Here is a 7,227-nt window from a genome sequence, read left to right on the forward strand (position 1 = left end):
TACCCGGCGGATTTGCCGGGTATTTTATTTTTTTGAAAGTGCGAAGTTAGAATTTATTTCAAAGGTTTGAATTCCAGAGTGACCACTCCTCGAGTTGCGGATTTAACTTCTAAGGATTTAGTCGCTAAGAAAGAGAAACCTCTATCTTTTTTGTAAACTAGTTCTTCTTGAAATAAAGAATCTTTACCAGGATAAATTACTTCCCACTCGGAACCGTTCGTATCGGAAGTTCTTACGTTTACTTCTTTTGTAGCAGTAAACTCGGTTAGATCATCTTTAAATTTAGTGGCTTCGTCTGCGTTTAGACCAGTAAACTTCAGAACGATAGGGTTGTTTTCGGTTAGATTAAACCATTCTTCTTTCAATTGATTGTTTACTTTTTTAGATACGGAGGCCGCCCATTCTGAAATCGCTTTTTCTCTGGAAACTTTTTGAGTAATGTCTGCGCCTCTACCGTCTGCAGTTCCGCTATCTACGATCTTTCCGTCTCCCCAAAGAAGAACTACTTTATAAGTTCCGGTAGCCGCAGTATTATAAATGGTTCTTTCCAAAGCCTTTCCGTTAACAGAATCTAAAGGTTGCTGATCTTCTGTTTCCACATTAGCAAGAACTAATACTTCCGCTTGTAGAGCCTCTGCTAAAATTTTGATCAAAGGAGAACCTTCTACATTTTCAGTGTCTACCTGAGTTTTATTTACTTTTTTAGCAGTAAGGGAAGGATCGATCACTTTGTTTCCGTTCTTTTTCAGAGCTTTGATGATTTCAGCTTCTCCAAAATTACCTGGAGTTGCAGGAAAAACGGGAGCGCCTCCTACTTTACCAAGAACTAAAACGGCCACTCTTGGATTACCAACATCTGCAAGAAGATTGTCTACCGCAGTGGAGATTTTAGATTCTTCTACTTCACAACGAACGGTAAGTTTTAACATCGGTTGGGTATCGATTTTACCTTCCGCTTCGTCTATGATATCATAACTTTTGACAAATGCGTCCGTTTTAGAAAGAAGACTGGATCCTAAGCTTTCTCCGTCGGAGGCTTTACTTTTGTTGCTGATCTCTTCTCCGATTACTTTACGAACCGCGTTGATCTTTGCATCTTTCAATGCTCTTTGTTTAGCGATTTGTTTGTCTCCGTTATAGATAGGAGCTTCTCCGATTACGGTAACTTTGTTACCTTCTTTTTCATAGAATTCTTTCTTTTTACCACGAGTGGAACCGGAAGAACCACAACTGATTGAGAAGGAAATAACTGCTAAGGCTGCGATGAGCCTGGTGGTAGGGAAACGATTCATTGTGTCGTTTTTCTCCTTGAAGAATAGGTTTGAGGGATTTTTTTAAACAAAATAGGAATTCTCGGATGCTCAACACAAAAATAAAGAAAAAATTATTTCTCTCAGTTATTTTTTTTCTATTTCTACCATCGGTCGCCTGTGCGGAAAAAAGTTTTCGTAAACATATCGCGGACTCAAAACTCATTCCTTCTGAAATCGAATTTTATTCTAACATTCTTCCCGGACTTTCCGGAAAAAATGTCATTCTAATTACAAACCCATCTGGAATCGGAAGAAGCCCCGAAAGGATTTTACGAGAATTTAAAAAACACGACGTAAAAATCAAACATCTCATCGGATTGGAACACGGATTTTTAGGACTCGAGGAGGACTTCAGTAAATCTCCCGTTACGGTGGATGAATTTTTTAATCTCCCAATCTATCATATCTATCGAGTCAAGAACGCAGAACTTCCTACGATTTTGAAAGGAGCCGACGCGATTCTTTTTGATGTGCAAGATATGGGGATGAGATGTTATACTTATCTAACCGTTTTAAAAAGAATTATGGATGGAATTCCAGATCCTACAAATACGCGACTGATCGTTTTGGATCACGTAAACCCCGCTCTTTATTTAAAAGGAAGAGGAGAAATGATCGATAAACGTTTCTTAAATTTTGCAGGAGAATTCCCTTCTCTTTTTTTTGGAGGTTTGACCTTGGGAGAATCAGCGGTTTATTATAACTCTGAATATTTAGATAAAAAGGTTCGTTTAGAAGTGGTATCTCCTAAAAACGCAAAACGATCTTTTGATTGGGATAGAGAAGGAATTCCTTGGACTACACCTTCTCCTAATTTACCAACTGTAGATTCTGCGATCAATTATCTGGGGCTTGTTTTGTTAGAAGGAGTGAACGTTTCTGTGGGAAGGGGTACAACCGCACCTTTTGTATATTTCGGAGCCCCTTGGATGACAGAGCCCGAAAAGTTAGCGGAAGAATTAAATCAAAATTCAGGTGGAGAATATTATTATCAGACTGTGTTTTTTAAACCTGTATTTGGTCCTTACAAGAATGAGATTTGTAGAGGATTGCGCCTAACGGTAGTAAATCGAAAGTATGATCCTTTAAAAATGGCATTCCAGTTGATCTCCGCTTTAAAATCGAATTATAAAGAATTTAAATGGAGATCGTATCCGGATGGAACCTACAATATAGATTTCCTATGGGGAACGGAATCGTTTCGAAAAACGATCGACGCCGGAAAAAAATACGATCAATATGCGGAATACTTAAGTTCCATTGAGAAAGAATATAATGAAAAAATTAAGAAATATTATCTCTACTGAAATTAGGATTCGGTTTTACATTTTACGAACGTTTTTATTTTATACTCTATTCTTATTTTTGAATGTTTCCGTATTTCCAGAAAGCTGGAAAGAGTATTCTCTGAGAGAATTGATTGGGAGATTGAAATATTATACGTATGCCAAGGTCGCTCAGAGTCTGAGAAAAGAATATCTTACCGATCAAGAACAGATATGGGAAGATTGGAATTGTACAGTCCCTGTTCCGGAACTCCCCGGGCCTTTTTTTTGCGGACTTTTAAAACAACAATTCCCTCTCGAATCTGTGTCGGAAAAAATTTCCTCCGTTTCTTCTCCTGAAACAATGATACCGGAAAAATCTTCTGTGAGTCCAGTGCTTGCACTGAATCCTAGTTTAAAAGTATATAAGAATATTCAATTGTACTCAGGAATGACGATTTCAGGAAAAAATGTAGTGAAAATTGATTCCGATGAAAATCCGAGTGAGTCTCTTCGTGCGTTTTATCTAAATAACGGACAACTGAGTCACTACGAATTTAGAAACAGGATTATAGTATTTGATTGGTCCGGTTCTAAATTGAAGGCCATTTTGGATGTAAAAGTGGATTCTATGTTTAGACCTCTTTCCGGAAGAGAAATTATACTTCCATGAAACAGATCGCTTCCGGTTTCCTACGAATGATGGATCATCAAGGAATCGATCCGGTTTCTTATATCTGGGTTACTGCAACTTATGATTCTGATTCTTCCGAAAAACAAAAGGCAAATATTCAAGAAAATCCTAATATTCTAAATTACTTAGGTAAAAAATTAAGGTTAGAATTTACCGGAAAAATTCGTTGTGTATCTTGTGGAAGAATTACTAAAAAAAGTTTCAATCAGGGAAATTGTTTTACTTGTTTTCAGACATTGGCTGAAAACGATCTATGTATTTTAAGACCGGATACTTGCCATTTTCATTTAGGAACGTGTAGGGAGCCGGATTGGGGAGACACACATTGTTTTATTTCTCATACCGTTTATCTTGCAAACAGTTCGGCGATTAAGGTGGGAATTACGAAAGAAAATCCGGTATCAAATCGTTGGGTGGATCAGGGAGCGGTTCAAGGAATTCCGCTTGTAGAAGTTTCTTCCAGAAGAGATGCGGGAATTATCGAAAAAGAACTTTCTAAAGTTTTATCGGATCGAACTACTTGGCAAAAAATGGTTTCGGGAGATCCAGAGCCAGTAGATCTCGTTTTTAAAAAAAAAGAGTTTTTGAAAACGATCAAAGAACTAGATTTAGATTTGGATTATAAGATTTCTAATCAAGAAAACCCGACTCATATTCGTTATCCGATTCAGTCTTATCCATCTAAAATACAATCTTTGGCTCCTGAAAAACATCCGGTGATAGAAGACGTTCTTACCGGAATCAAAGGACAATATCTTTTATTTTCATCCGGGGTTATCAACATACGCGCGTATGGTGGTTATGAATCTATTTTGAGCGCGGAATGAAAAGATATTTTAAGAATTTTGTGTGGGAACTACTCTCACTAGTTTGAACGCGAATGGGGCCTAAAGAAATCCATTCGATCTATGTTAACCTGAGAATTTATATTGATGCCCAACCGTAACTTATCGATCGGATTCCTTTAACGATGCGGGTAGGAATCCTTGAGGTTCGACTCCTCAGTAAACTTGTGGAAGATCAGTTGTCAAAAGACTGTTACGCTGAAAAAAGGTCGGAGCGGCGAAAAACCTTCGCAACTTTTCTAAACCCTGCAATTTAAGGGAACAAAGTCGGAAAGACTTCTCGAATTAGATTCCGTTTTGAAAGGCGCTCCGACCCCTCTATTAGAAGGAATGAAAATGAAGATCGTAGTAAATCCGAACGAAAAAGCGTTGTTATACGTGAATTCAAAATTGGAAAAAGTTTATGATCCGGGCGTTTATCGAATTTCCGGTTTTTTAAAAAAGATTTTGGTTTTTAAACACCCTACGATAGAATTTTTGATCACGGTTACCAACCAAGAGCTTTTGACGAAAGACAACGTAGCTCTGCGTCTCTCCTTTTCTTATAACTATAAAATCGTGGATTCGATTCGTTTTTCGGAAAATTTTTCGATGAGTGATCATCCTACTTTCGTGTTGGGAGGTCTCGTTCAGCAATTGACCAATCTTTTGAAAGTGGAGATTCGGGAACGTATTTCCAATTTTACTATTTTCGAATTGAACGAAAAACGAGAAAAATTGTTCGAAGGAATATCAGAAAAACTGAATGTGAGTTTGGCAAAACAAGGAGTTATTTTGACTTCAACTTCTCCTTTGGATTTTTCGTTTCCTAAAAACGTTCAAGAGATTTTTGCAAAACTTGTGGAATCTAAGGTCAGAGCTTTGGCTGACTTGGAAAACGCCAGAACTCAAGTTGCAACGGCAAGAACGTTAAAAAATGCGGCGGAGTTGATGAAAGGAGACGAAAATCTTAAATTCTTCCAATTTTTAGAAACGATTTCTCGGATCGCTTCTAAAGGAAGTCATTCCTTTGTGATCGGTACGGATTCTTTAAAAAAGAATTAAAATTCTATTTTAAGGAGAATCGATTTTTAGAGCTCCTTAAGAATGAAAATGGATAGAAAAGTTTTCAACGTTTCAACATAAGAACCCGTCGGGAGCGAGATTTGAGTGCGCTGTAAACAGTCCTGAGAAAAAGTTCTGTATTGGATCGTTCCATAATTTGTCCAGTTTTTACTCGTATCCTAAATTTCCGGTTTGAATCCTATTTCCCAAAATAAAGAATGTTTCGTATGAAAAAGATCCGGAATACGTTCGTCTTAGTTTTTTTCGCTCTTTGTTTTTCGAGTTGTGGCGCGATTGTGGAGTCCGTGGTTCCGATCGAACTGGATTTACAAATCGGAAAGTCGTTTTTAGAAAACGCAAAGAACGGAAGAGAGGGAATGCACGTCTTAAAAAATATTGCTTTGGAAAAATATATAAAGTCGGTTGCAGATAAAATTCTTAAATCGGATCAAATCCGATATAAAAAAGATTTTCCTTATAAAATTACAATTTTGGACGACGATGATACGATCAACGCAGTTTGTACTCCGGGAGGTTATATCTTCGTATATACTGGACTTTTAAAACTCATTCAGGATGAGGCAACACTCGCCGCAATTATCGCACACGAAATTGCACACGCTGAAAAAAGACATTCCGTTAAACAAATCATTAGTTCCCTAGGAATTTATTTTACGATCTATATTGGGCTTACGATTTTTTTAGGATCGGATGCAGCGAGTTTGATCAATCTAGGTTCTAGAATAGGAGGGGAAATTCTTACTTTGGCCAATAGCCGTTCTGCGGAAGCGGAAGCAGACTTTATGAGTTTTGAATATTTGAAAAGTACAAAATACTATCCTGGTGCTCTGGAATCCTTTTTCGTTTTGATCGAAAAAAAGGAGAAAGAAGAGGGCGGAACCACAGATAAACGAATGATTCAATTTTTATCCACCCATCCATTAAACGATGAAAGAATCGGAGAAAACCGTAAAAGATTAAATTTGATCGGAAATCCTAAAGCCACAGCTGAAAATTTATACTCGGAACGTTATCAAATTATTATGAAACGTGCATTTGGGTCTGATTAGGTGATCCATCTTTGAAAATTTTTTCGATTTGTTTTTAGCTTGATCGTAAAAATATTTACGTTCATTCTTAGTGATATGTTACACTTGACCACTCTTGATTTTCTTAAAAAGTTAGCTAAGAATAATAATAAGATTTGGTTGGAGAAAAATAAAGAATCGTTTGTAAAAGCCAAAGAAGATTTTGAAAATTTAATTACGGAATTGATCGTAGGGCTTGCTAAAGTCAATCCATCACTTACTGGATTGGATCCTAAAAAGTGTATTTTTAGAATTTATAGAGACGTTCGTTTTTCCAAAAACAAAGAACCTTACAAAATTAACTTTGGTGCAAGTATAGGGGAAGTTGGAAAGGATTTAGGAAGACCTCTTTTTTACCTTCATGTTCAACCAGGAGAAGAATCCTTTCTTGCAGGTGGTCTGTATATGCCCGATTCTCCCACGTTAAAAAAGGTTCGAGAATATATATTAGAAAATTCTAATTCTATTAAAAAAATTGTTCAAGATAAAAAATTCCTAAGAGAATTTGGAGGACTTTCAGATATGAAGTTAAAAACTTATCCGAAAGGATTTGCAAAGGACCATCCTGATCTAGAATGGATTCAATATACGAGTTATATTGTTGAAAAAAAACTCAAAGATGAAGAGTTACTTTCAAAGTCTTTTGTCAAAAATTCGATTCAGTCTTATAAAATATTGCAGCCATTTCTTACATATTTAAACAAATCCATTTTTCGTTGAATTTTTAATAAGGTGAACTAAAATATTAGAAATCAATAGCGAACTTGTTTTAATATTTTAAAAGAAATAAATGATAATTCTTTAGAAGTTTCTAATAAAGTGCTGGAGTTCCCACAGAAATCGTTAATCTGGAAGTTTGTGAGTTTTCCAGTAGTTTCTTGATCATCAAATTTTCGTAATTTTTAAATTTGGGAATAGGTTTTGTGTTATTTTTATGTGCTGAAGAACGGTAAATGTGGGAACTACTACGAAGTAATC

Annotated in this window: 7 protein-coding genes; 6 read left to right on the forward strand and 1 reads right to left on the reverse strand. The window is 36.4% G+C overall.

The window, feature by feature from the left end; all coding sequences use genetic code 11:
* Positions 1-53 precede the first annotated feature (53 nt).
* Positions 54-1,292, reverse strand: coding sequence for a lipoprotein LipL46 (locus BW942_RS13710; RefSeq protein ID WP_001079033.1), 1,239 nt, complete (start codon positions 1,290-1,292; stop codon positions 54-56).
* Positions 1,293-1,357: 65 nt separating this feature from the next.
* On the opposite strand from BW942_RS13710, the gene BW942_RS13715 reads away from it, so the two are divergent.
* From BW942_RS13715 to BW942_RS13745, 6 genes are all read left to right on the forward strand, one after another.
* Positions 1,358-2,620, forward strand: a complete 1,263-nt coding sequence (locus BW942_RS13715; protein ID WP_000935311.1) for an exo-beta-N-acetylmuramidase NamZ family protein — start codon at positions 1,358-1,360, stop codon at positions 2,618-2,620.
* On the forward strand, positions 2,589-3,251 hold the full coding sequence (locus tag BW942_RS13720) for an LIC_11883 family protein (protein ID WP_000736234.1): 663 nt from the start codon (positions 2,589-2,591) through the stop codon (positions 3,249-3,251). Before BW942_RS13715 ends, BW942_RS13720 begins: the two co-directional genes overlap by 32 nt.
* Positions 3,248-4,099 carry a DUF2797 domain-containing protein gene (locus BW942_RS13725; protein WP_000809310.1) on the forward strand — a complete coding sequence of 284 codons (852 nt, stop codon included), beginning with the start codon at positions 3,248-3,250 and terminating at the stop codon, positions 4,097-4,099. The genes BW942_RS13720 and BW942_RS13725 overlap by 4 nt, the downstream gene beginning before the upstream one ends.
* Before the next feature lie 315 nt (positions 4,100-4,414).
* Positions 4,415-5,161 carry a slipin family protein gene (locus BW942_RS13730; protein WP_000675424.1) on the forward strand — a complete coding sequence of 249 codons (747 nt, stop codon included), beginning with the start codon at positions 4,415-4,417 and terminating at the stop codon, positions 5,159-5,161.
* Between the two features lie 227 nt (positions 5,162-5,388).
* The gene (locus tag BW942_RS13740) at positions 5,389-6,231 is read left to right on the forward strand and encodes a M48 family metalloprotease (protein WP_001971426.1); all 843 of its coding nucleotides are present in this window, start codon (positions 5,389-5,391) and stop codon (positions 6,229-6,231) included.
* Between the two features lie 75 nt (positions 6,232-6,306).
* Positions 6,307-6,969 (forward strand): DUF2461 domain-containing protein, encoded by a 663-nt coding sequence (locus BW942_RS13745; protein WP_000902962.1) that lies wholly within the window; start codon positions 6,307-6,309, stop codon positions 6,967-6,969.
* Positions 6,970-7,227: the final 258 nt, after the last annotated feature.

Origin of the sequence: Leptospira interrogans (genome assembly GCF_900156205.1) — a bacterium.
Classification (GTDB): domain Bacteria; phylum Spirochaetota; class Leptospiria; order Leptospirales; family Leptospiraceae; genus Leptospira; species Leptospira interrogans.